Origin of the sequence: Bacillus sp. AFS023182, from assembly GCF_002560575.1 — a bacterium.
Classification (GTDB): Bacteria; Bacillota; Bacilli; order Bacillales; family Bacillaceae_G; genus Bacillus_A; species Bacillus_A arachidis.
In genome coordinates, this window is the sequence record NZ_NTRO01000037.1 from 32,726 (window position 1) to 49,313 (window position 16,588).

Sequence of the window (16,588 nt, forward strand, 5' to 3'; positions counted from 1 at the left end):
CACACATGTTCATCAAACTAAGATAAGCTTATATCCATATAACATAAAGAAAAAACGCTATCCTTTTTGCNNGCAAAAAGGATAGCGTTTTTCTATTATGCTTCAGATGGGAGAGCAAGTGTTGAGGAAGTAATAAAAAGGATTACTTAAATTTGATAATTGTATATACGTATGAAAAATATAAAATGTCTAAGTAAACCGAACCGGATGTAGGTGATTTGCTCAAGATGACGGAAATAAACTTTAGTAATCATTCATCTTATTGTAGCGGTTACTTGAAACGAAAGGCATAATCTTGTCTTATTATTTTATGTGAAAATAAATGGTGGAATATTTTTGTTTGCGAAAATATATATTTATAAATTATTGAAGAAAACGAGTTGAAATGATAAGATGAAAAATTTAAATCAAGGAGGGAGAGCGGTGTCGAAGAGTGCTGGTGCTCCAAAAAAGAAAGGCGTTTTATTTGTGATGAATCCTATAGGTGGAGGAGTGGAACATTATCAAAATATGTATATTGAACAGAATCGGCATAAGTATAGAATTTATAAGATGACGTTTAGAGCTGGAATGTTTTGTATAGAAGATATGAATCAGGAACACCCCCTGTACTATGATTTAGAGTTTCATAATTATGATGAAACGAGTTTTCGATCGCTACTCAAGTCAATGGATATTGAACTAATTTATATCAATCATCTCATTAAGTTCCCTATATTTAAGTTTATAAACCTTATTCAATATTCTGGGATTGAGTATATTTATTTTATACACGATTTTTTTTGTGTATGTCCTCTAGTTAACTTGATTAAAAGAAATGGCCCTTACTGCAATAATGAAACAGATGTGAATATATGTAAGGCATGTTTAGATGGAGGGAGAGAAACAGATATTCAAGCTTGGAGAAAAAATTTCGAGTTTTTTTTATCAAATGCCCAGAAGGTAATCGCTCCAAGCAACAGTGCAAAAGAAATTATAAAAAAACATTTTCCTGACATTATTATAGATGTACAGGAACATCCTTTATCTCCTAATATTTACTATACATATACCTCTGAATTTGTAAATGAAAAACAGCTTAATGTTGCCTTCGTGGGAAATATATACAAAAATAAAGGATCACACATTTTATATAAACTTAAAATGGAAATTGAAAGAAGGAAGCTACCTTTTTGTATAAAAGTAATTGGGTTAACAGATAGGCACAAAAGAAGATTTGTCAGTCCAAGCGGACATTTTGTTGTAACAGGACCATACGATAATAGGGAATTTTCTAATCTTTTGGCAACACATAAAATAGCTATCGTTATAACTTCTTCGATATGTCCAGAGACATTTTCTTATACAACTAATGAGGCTATGTTTTCAGGGTATCCTGTCATTGCATTTGATATGGGAGCGCCAGCGGAGCTAATCAAAAAATATAACGGGGGATGGATTTTGAAAGAAGTGAGTGGTAGGAGTGTCTTACAATTGTTACAAAAGCTCTTAGTAAATCGCAGTGAGATTTTAGAAAAAGCGGGTAATCTATCAGTAGTCTGTCAAAATAAAGGGATTTTCTAATCTTTTCAAAAGATGCATTAAGATATTATGGTGTTTTGTAACTCGAATTCAAAAATGATAATTGTGTATGTAGAAGAGTCGCATTAAATCGTGCTATCTTTTGATAAAGATGTTTTTAGATGCTTTTTTAATCATATTAAGTGAAGGGGGCTGTTTTACAGGAAATAACAATAGCCCCCACAGGAAATATTTCATAGGTAAAAAAGAACGATGAAATTTATGCGAGAATTTGATTTACAGAGATAGGAAGTTTACTTTATGTTTTTAAGAGGCTTTTCGTTAAAGCAAATCCCAACTTACAGGTGTCCCCTTAGCAACATCTTTTTTCACTTTTTTTCCTAGTAAAATAGGGAGGTATTTTGGTGCTAAACCATAACCAGGTCGAATAGCTTTTATATTTTCTGTTGTTAAAAGATCCCCAGCTTTCATATCTTGTGCCACATATAGAGAACGTCGAAACTTTAATGAGCTTTTTTCCATATCAGTCGGTCCGTAATAAATCTTCCCTAGTGACTTCCATGCCCTTTCTGTTTCAATAACAAGAGAATTTAGTTCATCTGCTTCCATGGAAAACGCCGAGTCTACTCCTCCATCAGCTCTAGATAAAGTGAAATGCTTTTCGATTACAGTTGCACCCATTGCAACACTTGCGATTGCAGCTCCCACCCCTAATGTGTGATCTGATAAACCTACTTCACATTGAAATAATTCTCTCATATGGGGGATTGTATGAATATTAGTGTTTTCTGGAGAAGCAGGGTAAGTACTTGTACATTTCAATAAAATAAGATCTTTACAGCCCGCTGATCTAGCAGCGGTGACAGTCTCATCTAATTCTGAAATTGTAGCCATACCTGTTGAGATAATAAGAGGTTTTCCGGTAGAGGCAGCTTTGCGGATTAAAGGAATATCAGTATTTTCAAAAGAAGCAATTTTATAACAAGGGACATTGAGAGATTCTAGAAAATCAACTGCTGTTTCATCAAATGGGGTGCTGAATGGGATGATACCTAATTCTGTACATTTATCAAAGAGTGGTTTGTGCCATTCCCATGGTGTGTAAGCTTGTTGGTATAGTTTATAAAGTGTGTTTCCTTTCCATAAGCTGTTTGTATCTTCTATTTTAAAATCTTTGTTATCTATATCAAGTGTCATAGTATCGGCTGTGTAAGTTTGAATTTTTAGAGCATGTGCGCCAGCTCTTGCTGCAGCTTCAACTATTTGCAATGCACGTTCTAATGACTGGTTATGGTTTCCGGACATTTCAGCAATGATAAATGGTTGGTGGTGGCGACTGATTTTTCTTCCATTAATTTCAATTTCATTCATTTTATCTTCTCCTTTTTAACCATTCATTTTTGCTTTACCGATTATATCTTTTACTGACGTATTCCATCCATTAGTAAGTAAATGCAAATATATTTTTTTATCTTTTAATCTATGATAACTACCGCCAGAAGGTTGCGGTTTCCTCATAACTTTTCCACAATAAATGAATTTCCAATTTTCAATGAAAAGTCGTTCTATTTCTTGGCATAGTCTATCGTAGGAGGTTTTTAATGTATCATTTTCTTTGTAGGGAACTTCCGATTGAGCGATAATATCTCCAGTATCTAACCCGTCATTCACATAATGAATTGTAACCCCTTTAGGTGTATCTTCAAGGAAACTCCATAAATTTGGATCAGCTCCCTTATTCCAAGGAAGATAAGAGATATGCAAATTAATAATTTTGTTATTAAATTTCTCAATAATAGAAGGAGGAATCATATATCTGTATCCATAGCTGACGATAAAGTCAATATTAATAAGAATAGGTGAGTGAATGTCTATTCTATTTTCATAGAAAACAACACTATTTCCAGATGATTTAAGAAAACTGTACAAATTATTACATTTAGATCCTAATAATAGAATGTTCATAATATCTTCCTTAACATTTAATATTGTAAAATCTTTGATACTACACGTGTTTTTCCAAAAGCGTCTACAATCTCCAATGCTTTTCGAGAAGATTCCTCTAAATCAAAGTTTTCGCTCCTAACAATCTCAAGGGCATTACAAATATCCTTCTCGTAAATTTCTTCTGATTTTCCAATGTAAAAATCAATCCCTAAATCTCCTACTGCTTTACATATTTCAACTTGATTATGCGCTACTGAAATTAATAGTGCGGGTAATCCTAAACAATATCTTTCCCAAGTGGTTGAACCTCCAGCACATATGGCTAAATCCGCTTCATTCATTAATCTAGACATATAATCAATATTATGATGAAAGACCATATTTGGATGCTTTTTGCATAAATTTTGGATGGAATTTTTTTGAGGATTTGATCGACCGATAACTACATGAATAAGAAGCTGCGTATATTCTATTGCTTCTAGAGTTTTGATTACTTTGGAAGTTTCATTAGTGGGATCACTTCCACCAAAAAATATGAGTATTGTTTTAAGGGGATTTGTTCTTTTTCTTACATTTTTTTGTGCTTTTAAAAATTCCGATCTTAGCAATGCATATTTGGGGCCTAATAATTTTATACAATTTATAGGGATTAATTCTTCGTATCTTTGATCTATGTTTGCATAATAATTTTGATCTAGCAGTAGATCACATATATGTAACCTATCTGCTAAATCATCTATAACCATTATATAGTGGGCGAACTCCTTTAACTTTTCTTCCCACTTTTTATCTAAAGCATAATGATCTACAATGAGCCAATCAGCAAAGCGAATGCTTTTACGTATCATTTCTATTGTTTGTTGAGCATCAATTTCCCAGCTCGTTTGAAGCCATTGAGCATGTGTAGTATTACAATTATTTCTTACTAACTTCATTTTGGGTAACATATATACTGTGTGTCCCTGAGATTTTATAAAGTTACACATATGACCGTCTAATTCCCTAGATATAAAGGAGATCTGATGTCCTTGATTTTTTAACTCTTCTGCTAAGGTTAAACATCGCATAACATGCCCTGTTCCAATCTCTATAGAAGCGTCAACACGAATGAGTATGTTCATGTAAACTATATCCCTAATTTTTTTTGTTCTATATGGCTATTAATATAAAACAGGTCTGGTTCTTGTTTTAATAAATTTAAAATATCAATGAAAGAAAATTGGGGATTAACTGGATATAGTTTTGTAATAATTTTTTTTATAAAGATAAAGTCTTCTTTCGTATCTACAGTCCATCGATGTTTACTTTCATCTAAGTGATTCTGAACATTGAACAGTTTAAACGTTTTAGGGGTGTTATATATATATGCAGTCACATGCTCGCGATAGGATGGCTGATTTGCTTCTTCATATGTTTGTTTTAAAATTCGGTAGGGCATAACTTCTGTATCTAAACCTCTTGGATAAGTACGGATTAATGTGTTAGATACATAATCATATTTATTTTGATGTTCTAAATAGCAATTAACTATCTTATCAATAATATCAGGATCAATAACGGGACAATCTGAAGTTAATCGAACTACAACATCTACAGAAAATTGTGTTGCAGCTTCATAATAACGTGATAATACATCATCTGCTGATCCACGATAATAAGGAACAGAAAGTTGTTCGCAAAGCTCAATGATTGGATTATCATTTTGATTTGTAGTAGTCGCTACAATAATTTGGTTAATTGTTTTTGCCCTTTTTACTCGTTCAATTTGATATTCTAATAGTGTTTTATCAAGAACTTTCTTCATTATCTTCCCCGGAAGTCTAGTTGAGCCCATTCGAGCTTGAATAATAGCGGCAACTTTCATTTCATCACCTTTTTATTCACTTATTTTTTATAGAAATTGATTACCTTTTTAACTGCTTGAATGACATCATTAGCGTCTTGTTCACTCATTTCTGAAAATAATGGTAGAGTAATGATACTTTCATATAATTTTTCAGCATTAGGACAAATACCTTTTTGATAACCTAATTTTTGATAGTAGGGTTGTAAATGAATTGGAATGTAGTGAACATTGACACCAATATTTTCTTGCTGTAACGCTTGAAAGATTTCTTTCCGATCAACTTTTAGCATTGGTAAATTTAACTGAATGATATACAAATGCCAACTTGAATCAACATGATCTAATTGTTTTGGAAGAATAACTTCAGGTAAATCTTTTAGTGCCATATTATACATTGATACATATTGTTTTCTTTTAGCAATAAAAGAATCTAATTTTTGCAGTTGTGATAATCCAAGAGCAGCTTGAATATCTGTCATCCGATAATTATAGCCAAGAAATTGCATTTCATAGTACCAAGGTCCATGATTTTCAGTTAGGTTATTAGGGTTACGGGTGATTCCATGGGTTCTAAACTGAAGAAGTTTTTGATAGTAGTCTTCATTATTTGTTGTAATGATTCCTCCCTCGCCTGTTGTAATATGTTTGACGGGGTGAAAACTGAACATGGTCATATCACTAATTGAACCAATTTTTTTCTTTTTGTAAGTAGAGCCTAATGCATGAGCTGCATCTTCGATTACTGTTAGGTTATATTCTTGGGCAATTTTTGAAATTTTTTCAAGTTCAACTGGCTGTCCAGTAAAATGTACAGGTATAATTGCTTTTGTTTTATTTGTAATCTTATCTTTTATTAAATTAGGATCAATATTGTAAGTGTCGGATTTTATATCCGTAAATACCGGAACTCCACCTTGGTAAAGGACACAGTTAGAACTGGCAGCGAACGTCATTGATGTCGTGATGACTTCATCATCATGGGATATCCCCGCTGCAAAACAGGCGCCATGTAGGGCGGCTGTTCCACTTGAAAATGCTACGGCGTATTTCGCACCTACATATGCTGCCACTTGATTTTCAAATTGTTTTATTGTTGGACCGGTTGTAATAAAATCACTTTTTAAAACGTTGATTACGGCTTGAATATCATCTTCATCAATGGATTGCTTGCCGTATGGCAAATAATGATTCCGTACGGGTTTTCCTCCATGAATTGCTAAACAATACTTCATGATCCTTAATACTCCCTTATATGTTGTTTTGACTTATTTAGACTGTTTTTTTATCTTATTCACTAATTAACCGTTTTAACTCTTCTTTTGTTAACCAATGTTCATTTTTGTCGCTTGTATAACTAAAACCTGCTGGAAGCGGTTTGCCTTCACTTATATACGCTTTATCCCACCAATTAAATTCTGGTTGAATGATATAATAATCTTCAAATTCTAAAGTATGACGGGCATCATCTTCAGTTATCATAGCCTCATGAAGCTTCTCTCCTGGACGGATGCCTATAAACTCAATTTTACATTTAGGTGCAATTACTTTTGCCAAGTCTGTTACTTTCATGCTGGGGATTTTAGGGACAAAAATTTCCCCGCCCTTCATTCGCTGAAGGTTATCAAGAACAAATTGTACTCCCTGATCAAGTGTTATCCAAAATCGTGTCATACGTTCATCCGTTATAGGGATTTTTCCGGTTTTTTTTATGCTTTTAAAAAATGGTACTACACTGCCTCTGCTGCCTACTACATTTCCGTATCGTACCACTGCAAATCTGGTGTCCTTTTTCCCTGCATAAGCATTTGCTGCAACAAAAAGTTTATCTGATGCTAATTTCGTTGCACCGTATAAGTTAATTGGAGAGGCAGCTTTATCTGTGCTCAAAGCAATGACACGTTTCACACCACAATCCATGGCAGCTTCAATTACATTCTGAGCGCCATAGATATTTGTTTTAATTGCTTCAAACGGATTGTACTCACATGCACCGACATGCTTCAAAGCAGCTGCATGAACTACAATATCCACCCCAGCAAAAGCACGGTATAAACGAGCTTTATCACGTACATCCCCAATAAAAAAACGAATACGCGAATCTGTATACTCTTGAGCCATTTCGTATTGTTTCAATTCATCACGACTAAAAACAATAATCTTGTTTACACCAAGTTCTAGGGCTTTTTTTATAAATCTCTTTCCGAAAGAGCCTGTTCCACCTGTAACTAAAATTGTTTTTCCTGTTAAATCCATTTTTTTCACAGCCTTTTTTATTGAATCCATTTTCACTATCTATTACTATGAATATTTTGGGAAAACGTTTGGGTATCATCTCTACATTTCCTTATAATTTTCCCGAAATGGTGAATAAGCCTAGATTGAAGTCTACTTTTAACTGTTTTGTAATTTGTTTCTTGGTTCAGGAAATGATAAATATGTTAAATAATTTTTTATATTATTGAGAGGCTAGAGATCAAAATCTTCGTTTTTAGATATAAGAGGTATCTTCAGGTTTTCTAATCAAAAAGTGTTACCTGTTCATAAGCTGTTCAAGCTCAGAGAGGGATTATGTATTTAATATAGAGATAATGCACCATCTTTTTTCAAGCTAGACTATGTAACTATACAAAAAGACAAACAAAACATAGCATAGTAAAAGTAAAAGCCTAAATCTGCTTTCTATTGTTCGATCGCATAGTTTATACCACTAATTAGTAATTAATAAAAACATCGATCGTGTACAACTAGTTGATTAAAGAACTTAAATAATAGAAATGTATCTTTAGTAATAAAAACACGTAATTCAAAGAACTTTGAAATAGATGTTGAATGGTGCAATTAATTAATAAAAAAATATATATTTTTTAATTTTAATAGTTATTTTTGGGTTTTTTGAATTATATAAGCGAGGGTGAACAATGTGTTTCAAGGGTTTTTAAATTTTAACGGGCAAGAAATAGTAATGACCAAGGACTTGTTTAGAAATATTAAAAATGATTTTACCTATGAATTTTGGATAAATCCTCAAAAGGAAATTCAATTAAATGAGGAATCGGATCAGGGAAAACATGGAATTTTTGGTCAAAGATATATTATTGGTCCAGGGCATCCTGTAATTGAACGAAAAGATGAATCGGGTGCCGGAGTATCGGTTGGAACGAATGGTATAACGGTATATGAACACAGTTTTAATTATTTACCACCTCTACTCACATATGAAATAAAAATAGATGATTGGACTCATATAGCTATTGTTTATGAAAATAAAACTCCAAATTTATATGTGAATGGAAGTTTTGTAAAAAGAGGATTAAAAAGTACTAAGACTAATGTCTTTGCCTCAGGAAGTATTGGAGGATGTGGAGCATACGGATATTTTGAAGGGGAAATGAATAGTTTGAGGATTTGGGGTTATTCAAGAAACGAAAAAGAGATTAAGCTCCATATGGATAAATGTCTAAATGGTGACGAACAAGGATTGATTTTAAATTGGAACTACGAAAAGCCAACATATATCCAATCTATTTCGAATACAAATGAGGAAGCTGATAAACCATCTTTTTTAAATGATTCTATTCTTAATCAATTTAGTTTAGAAACATTAAATGAATCCAATTATATTGAATATAATAATGAATTACTTGAAGATACTGAAGTGGATGTGATTATACCAATATATAATGGCTACGAATTTACAAAGAGATGTATAGAAAGTATATACAATAATATAGACATTCGTTGTAATTTATTTTTGATTAATGATGCTAGTACAGATCAACGGATATATCGTTTTTTGGAAAGCTTGAAATCTAACAAATTACCTCAAAGCTTAAAAAAATTAGTGGTTATACACAATGATAAAAACTTAGGATATGTACAAAGTATTAATAAAGGCTTACTTTTAACAACGAATCACCCCATCTTATTAAATAGCGATACAGAAATTCCACCTCATTGTTTTCGGCGCTTAATCAACCCTATTTTAGTAAATGATAAAATTTCATCCGTTACTCCTTTCTCAAATAGTGCTACGATTTGTTCCTATCCTAATTTTGTTCAAGATAATGAATTGCCCTACAATATGACTGCAAATGAAGTCGATGCTTATTTTTCAAAATATGTCATTAACAAAGGGATAGTAATCCCAACAGGTGTAGGCTTCTGTATGGCATTAAATAGAAATATTATTCATGATATCGGAATCTTTGATGACGAGGTTTTTGGAAAGGGGTATGGCGAGGAAAATGATTGGTGTATGGGAGCACGTCATAAAGGATATCAAAATATATTGATTCCAAATGTGTTTGTTTATCATAAACATGGTGTAAGTTTTAATCAAATAGATGGAAGTAAACAAGAGTTAATGTCAAGTAATTTAAAAAAACTACTTAACCGATACCCAGATTATAATAAAATCATACAAGACTTTATAAGGCTGGATCCAATAAAAAATATAAGAGAATTCATGAAAAGTATAATGGTTGCCGATAAATATTCTTATAGAAAGGGCAGATTATTTATCGATCATGGCTTAGGTGGCGGTGCCTCAATCTATCAAACTAACTATATAAAAACATTAGAAGATGATGAGAGAATATACACGTTAACACCTGGGACAGATTATGTGATTTTAACTGATCATAATCATTCCGAACCAATAAATTATAATCTTGAAATAAGTAAACTAACTGAAATGAACTTTAAAAAATTATTAAGTGCCCTAAACATTGATTTGATTTTTATTAATCATTTATTTAAGTATCCCATTGAAAAAATGTTTCGTTTAATAAAACACTCACTTGTGGATTATTATTTTTATATTCATGATTTTTATTGTGTTTGCCCAAGCTATAATTTAATAAATCATCAAAAGAAGTATTGTAATGCTGAAACAAATGTAGATATCTGTCAGGGATGTATTGCAAAAATATTTCCGAAAGAAGCTATTCATATTGAAGGTTGGAGAGAAGCGTTTCATTCTTTTTTAATGGGTGCGAAAAAGGTAATTACCCCTAGTCATAACACGAAAGATATTATTCTAAAATACTATAAAGATATTGAGATTGAAGTAAGAGAGCATGTTATTAATCCAAAAATATCATATTCCTTTAAGGAGGAGTTTTTAAATAAAAAAGTTTTGAATATTGCTTTTATGGGAGCCATTGATTATCCGAAAGGATCAAGTATTATATATGAGCTAAAGGATTTAATTGTTAAAGAAAATTTACCAATAAATATAAAAGTGATTGGTATAACAAATATTCATTTTAATCCACACAAAAGTGCTGAAGGAAAGTTTGAAGTCACAGGAAGATATCAAGTGGATAATTTATCTGATATATTAGCTCAAAATGAAATAGCATTGGTTATTAATCCGTCCATTTGCCCTGAAACATATTCCTATACAACAAGTGAAGCAATGTTATCGGGATACCCCATTATTACATTTAATCTAGGCGCCCCTGCTGAACGAGTAGAAAAATATCAGTGTGGATGGATTCTTGACAACATGAATAGTAATGAAATATTAAATTTATTAAAAAACTTATTAAAAAATAGAGAACAAATCCACGAAAAAGCAAAGAAATTAAGAGATTTGCGGGAAGGAAATGAATTTTAGGATAAGATCCACATATCTAATAGATTTGTATTGAAAATAGGAATTTTTTATGTAATAAATGCCATTATTGTCTTTGTGCTGTCTTTTATAAGAAAGAATATAATAAATGATACTGAAGACAAGGTTATTTTCGATTGAAAAAATAAGAAGGGGTGATGATTATGTCACAAAAGTTTCTCTACTTACCAATTGAATCAAAAACAAGGGAATTAGACGCAAAATTACTCTTAACCTATTATGCAATTAAAGAAAATTATCGAATTATTCTGGGAACGCACACGCCTATTCTCTCTCACTTGGAGTTATTACCTAAGGGCATCATTTGTTCAAAGGGAACTCCTTACGGTGATGCAAGGAAAGAATATATGACTCGTGCATACAAACTAGGCTATTCTATTGTTGAATTGGATGAAGAAGAAGGATTATTCCTTAATAGTAATAATTATAGTCGTCTTGGAAAAGATGATACGTATGTTAAAATACTTGAGCATGTATATTGCTGGGGAGATGCTCATAAAGAAATAGTTACAAATACTTTTCCTAAATTTAAGGGGAAATTTCATTTAACTGGTCATCCACGGTTCGATTTACTCAAGAAAAAGTTCCGGGGGTTATATAATGATGAAGTGAAAATGATTGAACAGCGGTTTGGAGACTTTATTTTAGTAAATACAAGATTTACGCAATATAATCACTTTATAAGAGGGTTCAATCCTAACGAACATTATATAAAGAAGGTATACGAACATTTTATCCAATTAATTAAAGAATTAAGTGAGAAATATCCGAATCTCAATATTGTTGTTCGTCCTCATATTCATGAAAATGTAGATAGTTATCGAAAAGAATTGTCGGATTATAAAAATGTGTTTGTTGCCCATGATGGTAATGTGGTTATGTGGATTTTGGCCTCAAAAGTCGTGATACACAATCGTTGTACGACAGGCATTGAAGCTTTGTTACTTGATAAACCAGTCATTGCTTATATGCCAATTAATTATGAAAAAGAGAAAAAATATTTACCTAATGCAGTTACCTATAAATCAGTGAATAGTAGTGAAGTATTCAACTTAGTCGACTTCTGTTTATCTAAAGGGGAAATAGGTGAAGGGAAAAAAAGTCTATCAAAAAATTATTATGGGTCCATGGATGTAGAAAATTATGCTTATCAAAACATTATCCGTTTATTAGATACAATCAGTTTCACGGGTGAAAGTTCCATTGAGGAATCTTCAGTAAGAGCGCTCTCTACAATAAAAGGGGATCATACGTTGACTTCAGAGGAAGAAATAAAAAGTTTCTTTGAAAAATTGGATTTAATAGAAATGAATAAAAATGAAGTGAGTGTTCGAACATTAGCTCCTGATTTATTTGAAATAATATCTAATAACAGTTGAGTCCTTTTTCTATGGGGCTTAACGTAACTTCCTTAGTTAGATAAAAATCCTTGGTAACAAGGGTTTTTATTATTTCATAGAATGAAGAATCAAAGTTTCTAAAGCGTGTTTTTGTATAATAAATTAATTATAGCATTTAGTTTTGAAACCGTTGTTAGAAAGAAATTTACGATTGTTAATTCAATGAGCCATTTTTAAAGGCATCTTAGTAGCCGGAGATTTTCGAGAAAATAATAAGGGGATTTTATTCATTGGGTATCATGCGCTTAGCAAGAAAAGTATTTATGCAAAGATGAAGAATAAAAATGGGTCATAAGGAATGGTATTAATACTGCAAAGAAATTTTATTAGTACAATGGGGGGATGTGGGAGATGACCTTTAGATACTTCAGAAATATGAATATTACTCTATTTTTACTTAAAACATTGGGGTACGTTTCAGATTGTTAGAGAAAAAGGGAGTAATTTTATGAAAGGGATTATTTTAGCTGGAGGTACAGGATTGAGATTATATCCTATCACTAGAGTGACCAATAAACATTTGCTACCTGTTGGACGTTATCCAATGATTTATCATTCAGTTTGTAAGCTAAAAGAATGTGAAGGTTGTATCTAAGTTTTTTGGTACATTTTTTATATGCTTGAAATCGTTTCGTTTATATATTCCTAGAAAGATAGGTTAATGAAATGCTTTATAAAAAGAAAAATCATCGATAATATGACCGATGATTTTTCTTTTTTATAATGTGGAAAGTAAGATTTGTCTCCAATAAGTTTTGGTTTAAACACAGATTGTTTAGAGTGTAATGAATGGATATTAGATATTATTTTTTTTGATGAGTTATATTCGTTGTAGAACATGATTTTTATGATTGAATAATCTTCATCATTTCTTTTATTCTTTGGCGAAATGTATGCTGTCCTATAACTGTTTTTTGAGCTTTTTGAGCAATAATCTCCTTCTTTTTTTTATCATTCATATAGGTAATCACTTTACATAGGCAATCTTCATAACCCTGATAAGATATCATTTCTTCTTCAGTAAAGAAAGAACGAAGATTAGGTTTTTCCTCTATTAATTGAAAAGCTCCACATGCTGCAATATCAAACGTTCGATTATTAATGCTTTCGTTCATAACCTTGGACGTATTCTGATTATATAAGAAATTGTTACTTCGATGAGGGTTTAATACAATGCTAGCTCCGCTATAAAAATAAGAAACCTTTTCTGGATTCATCCATGTATCTTCAATCATAACCCTTGCATTGTTTCTCCAGACCTTTTGTAGTCTATTACGCCATCCTTTTCCAATTAGTGTTAGGGCATAATTTGTATTCTTTAGAAGGAAATGAATAAGGTTTACCCTTGTCTGATATGGATATCCTACAAGAAGCAAGTCACTTTTATATACATGCTCTACTGAGCGCGGTTTAAAAATGGAATGATTCGTACCTAACGGTAAATAGTGGGCATTCTGATGAACGAGTTGGTACTGTTTTAAAGCTCCAGTATCGATGGTAAAGATATAGTCGAACCTATCAATGATTTGATAAGTCTTATCAAAATAATAAGGGTCTTCAGTCATCCAACAAGCCAATTGAATACCGTTCTCTTTAAAATACTGGATAGCTTGTATAGAGAGATTGTCTCCTAATATTGTTAGGACTACTTGTGGCTGAAACGTGGTAACAATTGACCTTATATTTTCTATTGGCTCTGATGGATGAAAGCAGGTCCATTTATATCCGTTATCACTAAGCGCAGTTTTCATACTTTGATCTAAATAATCATAAATACCAAGATAACCAGAAGAAATATACAATAACTTCATTACATATCACCAATTGTATTCATCATTTTTAATCTTTTGCTGTTATGATGCTTTCAACCTGCTTACAATTAATTTGTATAACATTTGTAACGTTTGGAGATGGTAGAGCCTCTTCTTCTAATGTAACGATACCAGTTTTTTTATTAAAGTTTGTTAATTTGGCTGGTCCATAAACAAAACCTGATTTACCTACAACTGTTATAATCGTTCCAAGTGGTATGTTGGAGAATTGACGGCAGATGCTATTTTTACATATCCATAGAAACATAAATAAATCTTCCTCCTTTGTTAATATTTGATAACATATATACTATTATATGCAAATAGATAGAGTTTCGTGAAAATAGTACTTTCATAAATTAAAATGTTTATTTTTAAGGATATATTCACTAGCATGGCGCATGAAAAGGTATGATTGGGAGCGGTATAATGTTCATTTGAGTAGTATAGGAAATTCAGCAGTTATTAATAAAAGAGGGAACGGGATTTGAAAATAAAGTGAAGAAAATGCAAGGAATTGTCATAAAGTAACATGAAAAAATAGGTAACACAGTGTTATTTCTATAAAATCCATATAAAGATTTATATAAAAAAATCCATTTTGATCAATTTTTTCAAAATGGATTTTTTTTATGCAATGTAAATAGGAGAAGGTGTTTTTGGTTACATTTTATTGAAAAGCTATATTGGTGTAAGATTTATGAATTCCGCAATCGGGCACGATTCTTAAATAAGAAGGCGTTTTATATAAAGGGCGTTATTTATATAAACAGCAAAAAGTTTAAAAAAGCTACTTGAACCTAACACGGTGTCAGGTTGTATAGTAATGTTGCCGGCAAAATTAAATCGTACGAAATGAGGGGTTGATTATGGGTGGGGAAACCTGGAAATATAGAGGGCTAGCTAAGCAAACCGGACTTACGGTACGGGTGCCCCATCATTATGATAAGATGAGATTGTTTTCTCCCTCGCAGTCTTCCGATAAGGGAAAAAGGATATTGCAAAGCTGCAACAAGTTATGTCACTTAAACAGTTAGGTTTTACTTTGGCTGAGATTAATGAGATGATAGAAAATCCAAATTTGAATCTGGTCGAAGTCGTAAAAGTACAACTAGAAAGTGTAAAAGAGCACATTCGGATACAAGAACAATTGTACAGTCTATTACGCCAGCCTTTTCCAATGAGTGTGATTTGATAGTTAGTGTTTTGTTAAAGGAAATGGAAGAAATTTACCCTGGTGGGATATGGATATCCTACAAGAAGCAAATCACTTTTGTATGCATGTTCCACTAACCGAGGCTTAAAGATAGTAGGATCTGTCCCTAACAGTAGATGATAGGCGAATGGATTGATAGTGCTTTAAACCTTCAGTATCGATGGTAAAGATATAATCAAATCTATTAATGATTTGAATAGTCTTATCAAAATAATAAGGATTTTCAGTCATCCAACATGCCAGCTTTATACCACTTTTTTTTAATATTGAATAATTGATACAGAAAGACGGTCTCCTAATATTGTAAGGGCTAGCTGTGGTTGAAACGTGGCAACAATAGATTGTAGCTTTTCTATCGGCTCCGATGGATGAAAGTAGGTCCATTCATAGTCATTATTGTTTGGCACAGCTTTCATGCTCTCATCTAAATAATTGTAAATACCAGGGTAACCGGAAGAGATATACAATAGCTTCACTATACATCAATAATTGTAGTGGTCATTTTTTAATCATTTATTACTATGATGCTCTCAATATCGTCACAGCTAATTAGAATAGTAGTCGTAAAACTTGGAGAGGGCAAATCTTGTTCTTCTAATATAACTATGCAAGTATTTTTATTAAAGCTTGTAAACTTGGCTGGTCCATATACATAACCAGATTTACCTACAACTGTTATAATAGCTCCTTGGGACATGTTGGAGAACAAGCGGCAGATACTACTTTCACATGCCATGGGAAAATGTTCCCTCCTTCTTATTCATTAAGTTAATATTTAATAACACTTATATTATATGCTAATAGATATATTTTTGTGCAGAGAACATCCTAGTGAATACACCCTTTTAGACCAATTCAAATTTATGCTTTTAGTTTATATTACCTAATGCAGATAATTGAAAGGTGAGGGAGTATGTCTTTAACATGTCCTGCTAGTGGCCATATGTTTTCGGGAAAGTTTCATACACTACTAAAGAGTAAAAATTCAATTGAGAGATTATATATATTGATGAATTCTATATGAATCAACTTACTATATACAGGATTGGTTTTGAATTCAAAGGTTGTAATCATTTTTATTTGTTAAACAAGTCTGTATTAGTGGGTAAAGCAATTAAAAGTGTACGTAAATGAACGGGAACTTTTTATTATAGATGACAATTCTAATAAAGAAACATTACATGTCATTAAAAAGTATTTGGGTGCTTT

The 16,588-nt window shown here is 32.0% G+C and carries 14 protein-coding genes and 1 pseudogene; 5 read left to right on the top strand and 10 right to left on the bottom strand.

The window, feature by feature from the left end:
• Window positions 1-393 precede the first annotated feature (393 nt).
• A complete protein-coding gene (locus tag CN288_RS18305) occupies window positions 394-1,563 on the top strand; it encodes a glycosyltransferase (protein WP_098302791.1) in 1,170 nt (389 codons plus the stop codon).
• Between the two features lie 279 nt (window positions 1,564-1,842).
• Here CN288_RS18305 and pseI read toward each other — a convergent pair whose 3' ends face one another.
• The 6 genes from pseI to pseB are packed head-to-tail and all read right to left on the bottom strand — an operon-like array spanning window position 1,843 to window position 7,567.
• Window positions 1,843-2,892, bottom strand: coding sequence for a pseudaminic acid synthase (gene pseI, locus CN288_RS18310; protein ID WP_098302792.1), 1,050 nt, complete (start codon window positions 2,890-2,892; stop codon window positions 1,843-1,845).
• Between the two features lie 15 nt (window positions 2,893-2,907).
• Complete coding sequence (locus CN288_RS18315) at window positions 2,908-3,486, bottom strand: formyltransferase family protein (protein ID WP_098302793.1); 579 nt, start codon at window positions 3,484-3,486, stop codon at window positions 2,908-2,910.
• 17 nt (window positions 3,487-3,503) lie between these two features.
• Window positions 3,504-4,589, bottom strand: a complete 1,086-nt coding sequence (gene pseG, locus CN288_RS18320) for a UDP-2,4-diacetamido-2,4,6-trideoxy-beta-L-altropyranose hydrolase (protein ID WP_098302794.1) — start codon at window positions 4,587-4,589, stop codon at window positions 3,504-3,506.
• 5 nt (window positions 4,590-4,594) lie between these two features.
• A complete protein-coding gene (locus CN288_RS18325; protein WP_003195950.1) occupies window positions 4,595-5,332 on the bottom strand; it encodes a cytidylyltransferase domain-containing protein in 738 nt (245 codons plus the stop codon).
• Between the two features lie 20 nt (window positions 5,333-5,352).
• A complete protein-coding gene (gene pseC, locus CN288_RS18330) occupies window positions 5,353-6,546 on the bottom strand; it encodes a UDP-4-amino-4,6-dideoxy-N-acetyl-beta-L-altrosamine transaminase (RefSeq protein ID WP_224796241.1) in 1,194 nt (397 codons plus the stop codon).
• A gap of 55 nt (window positions 6,547-6,601) precedes the next feature.
• Window positions 6,602-7,567 carry a UDP-N-acetylglucosamine 4,6-dehydratase (inverting) gene (gene pseB, locus CN288_RS18335; RefSeq protein WP_018781145.1) on the bottom strand — a complete coding sequence of 322 codons (966 nt, stop codon included), beginning with the start codon at window positions 7,565-7,567 and terminating at the stop codon, window positions 6,602-6,604.
• 667 nt (window positions 7,568-8,234) lie between these two features.
• Here pseB and CN288_RS18340 point away from each other — a divergent pair.
• The 3 genes and pseudogenes from CN288_RS18340 to CN288_RS30245 form a co-directional block, all read left to right on the top strand.
• Window positions 8,235-10,934, top strand: a complete 2,700-nt coding sequence (locus tag CN288_RS18340; RefSeq protein WP_255259998.1) for a glycosyltransferase — start codon at window positions 8,235-8,237, stop codon at window positions 10,932-10,934.
• Between the two features lie 161 nt (window positions 10,935-11,095).
• The gene (locus CN288_RS18345; protein ID WP_255259999.1) at window positions 11,096-12,331 is read left to right on the top strand and encodes a surface carbohydrate biosynthesis protein; all 1,236 of its coding nucleotides are present in this window, start codon (window positions 11,096-11,098) and stop codon (window positions 12,329-12,331) included.
• 469 nt (window positions 12,332-12,800) lie between these two features.
• A pseudogene (locus CN288_RS30245) lies at window positions 12,801-12,935 on the top strand (sugar phosphate nucleotidyltransferase); the annotation flags it as partial.
• 262 nt (window positions 12,936-13,197) lie between these two features.
• On the opposite strand, the gene CN288_RS18355 reads toward CN288_RS30245, so the two are convergent.
• Window positions 13,198-14,163, bottom strand: a complete 966-nt coding sequence (locus CN288_RS18355) for a CgeB family protein (protein ID WP_098302797.1) — start codon at window positions 14,161-14,163, stop codon at window positions 13,198-13,200.
• Between the two features lie 28 nt (window positions 14,164-14,191).
• On the bottom strand, window positions 14,192-14,431 hold the full coding sequence (locus CN288_RS18360; RefSeq protein WP_098302798.1) for a CGEA protein: 240 nt from the start codon (window positions 14,429-14,431) through the stop codon (window positions 14,192-14,194).
• Window positions 14,432-15,208: 777 nt separating this feature from the next.
• Here CN288_RS18360 and CN288_RS29700 point away from each other — a divergent pair.
• Window positions 15,209-15,358, top strand: a complete 150-nt coding sequence (locus CN288_RS29700; RefSeq protein WP_255260000.1) for a hypothetical protein — start codon at window positions 15,209-15,211, stop codon at window positions 15,356-15,358.
• 281 nt (window positions 15,359-15,639) lie between these two features.
• Here the strand turns inward: CN288_RS29700 and CN288_RS29705 are convergent, their stop codons facing one another.
• On the bottom strand, window positions 15,640-15,855 hold the full coding sequence (locus CN288_RS29705; protein ID WP_255260001.1) for a hypothetical protein: 216 nt from the start codon (window positions 15,853-15,855) through the stop codon (window positions 15,640-15,642).
• 29 nt (window positions 15,856-15,884) lie between these two features.
• Window positions 15,885-16,115, bottom strand: a complete 231-nt coding sequence (locus CN288_RS18375; protein ID WP_176527697.1) for a CGEA protein — start codon at window positions 16,113-16,115, stop codon at window positions 15,885-15,887.
• Window positions 16,116-16,588: the final 473 nt, after the last annotated feature.

Bases quoted from the DNA above. Each gene is read 5' to 3' on its own strand.
- CN288_RS18305 (WP_098302791.1), top strand. From the start codon at position 394: ATGAAAAATTTAAATCAAGGAGGGAGAGCGGTGTCGAAGAGTGCTGGT.
- pseI (WP_098302792.1), bottom strand. From the start codon at position 2,892: ATGAATGAAATTGAAATTAATGGAAGAAAAATCAGTCGCCACCACCAA.
- CN288_RS18315 (WP_098302793.1), bottom strand. From the start codon at position 3,486: ATGAACATTCTATTATTAGGATCTAAATGTAATAATTTGTACAGTTTT.
- pseG (WP_098302794.1), bottom strand. From the start codon at position 4,589: ATGAACATACTCATTCGTGTTGACGCTTCTATAGAGATTGGAACAGGG.
- CN288_RS18325 (WP_003195950.1), bottom strand. From the start codon at position 5,332: ATGAAAGTTGCCGCTATTATTCAAGCTCGAATGGGCTCAACTAGACTT.
- pseC (WP_224796241.1), bottom strand. From the start codon at position 6,546: ATGAAGTATTGTTTAGCAATTCATGGAGGAAAACCCGTACGGAATCAT.
- pseB (WP_018781145.1), bottom strand. From the start codon at position 7,567: ATGGATTTAACAGGAAAAACAATTTTAGTTACAGGTGGAACAGGCTCT.
- CN288_RS18345 (WP_255259999.1), top strand. From the start codon at position 11,096: ATGTCACAAAAGTTTCTCTACTTACCAATTGAATCAAAAACAAGGGAA.
- CN288_RS18355 (WP_098302797.1), bottom strand. From the start codon at position 14,163: ATGAAGTTATTGTATATTTCTTCTGGTTATCTTGGTATTTATGATTAT.
- CN288_RS18360 (WP_098302798.1), bottom strand. From the start codon at position 14,431: ATGTTTCTATGGATATGTAAAAATAGCATCTGCCGTCAATTCTCCAAC.
- CN288_RS18375 (WP_176527697.1), bottom strand. From the start codon at position 16,115: ATGGCATGTGAAAGTAGTATCTGCCGCTTGTTCTCCAACATGTCCCAA.